Annotated in this window: 1 protein-coding gene; it reads right to left on the bottom strand. The window is 74.4% G+C overall.

Translation table 11 applies throughout. The features are described from left to right. Positions 1-785 (bottom strand): hemagglutinin repeat-containing protein (locus ACH65_RS18095; RefSeq protein WP_049624038.1); only part of this gene is annotated, 785 nt, incomplete at both ends.

The raw sequence follows: 785 nt of genomic DNA, 5'->3' as shown, positions 1-785 counted from the left end.
GTGCGTCTCCGACCCGCTCAAGAGGTTCACGTCGTGGCCCGCCTGCACTGCCGCCAGGCCCGACTGGGTGGCGAGGGTGGCGGCGGTGAGGTTGGCGTCGTGACCGGCCACCAGCGCCAGGCCGGTGCCGGCGTTCACCGTCACCCCGTGCAGCGTCTCGTCGGTGGTGGTCTGGGTGATGCGCTTCTTGCCCTCCTTCCAGCTCGCCGTCTGCGTGGCGAGGTCGGTCACCGTGGTGAGGTTGAGGTCGTGGCCCGCGCTCAGCACCGCCGCGTGGCCCGCGCTCAGCTGGGTGGCCGCCAGGTCGAGGTTGTTGCCCGCGCCCAGCGCCAGGTTGCCGCCCGCGTTCAGCGTGGCGACCTGGTGGGTGACGTGGCTGGCCGTGCCGGTGGTGGTGGCGGCCAGGCTGAGGTCGTGCCCGGCCCAGGCGCTTAAGGCACCGCCGCTGGTGAGCGTGGCGGCCGGGGCCGTCAGGTCGTGGCCGGCCACCAGCGACAGGTTGCCGCCGGCGCTGACCGTGCTGGCCGCCGTCTGCGTGGTCCAGCGCGTGCCGGTGGCCAGCGCCGACAGGTTGAGGTCGTTGCCCGCGCTCAGCGCCGCGTTGCCGCCGGCCTTGAGCGTGACCGCCTGCGCGTTGAGATCGTGGCCGGCGCTGAGGCTCAGGTCCTGGCCCGCGCTCAGGGTGAGGCCCTGCACGCTGGTCTGGGTGAGGGTGCCGCCGAAGCGCCGGGTGGTCGTGGTGGCGGCGGCCAGGCTGAGGTCGTGGCCGGCGGACAGCCCCAGGC

This window comes from Frateuria defendens (genome assembly GCF_001182895.1).
Classification (GTDB): Bacteria; Pseudomonadota; Gammaproteobacteria; order Xanthomonadales; family Rhodanobacteraceae; genus Frateuria_B; species Frateuria_B defendens.
This window is presented reverse-complemented; position numbering and strand designations above follow the sequence as displayed.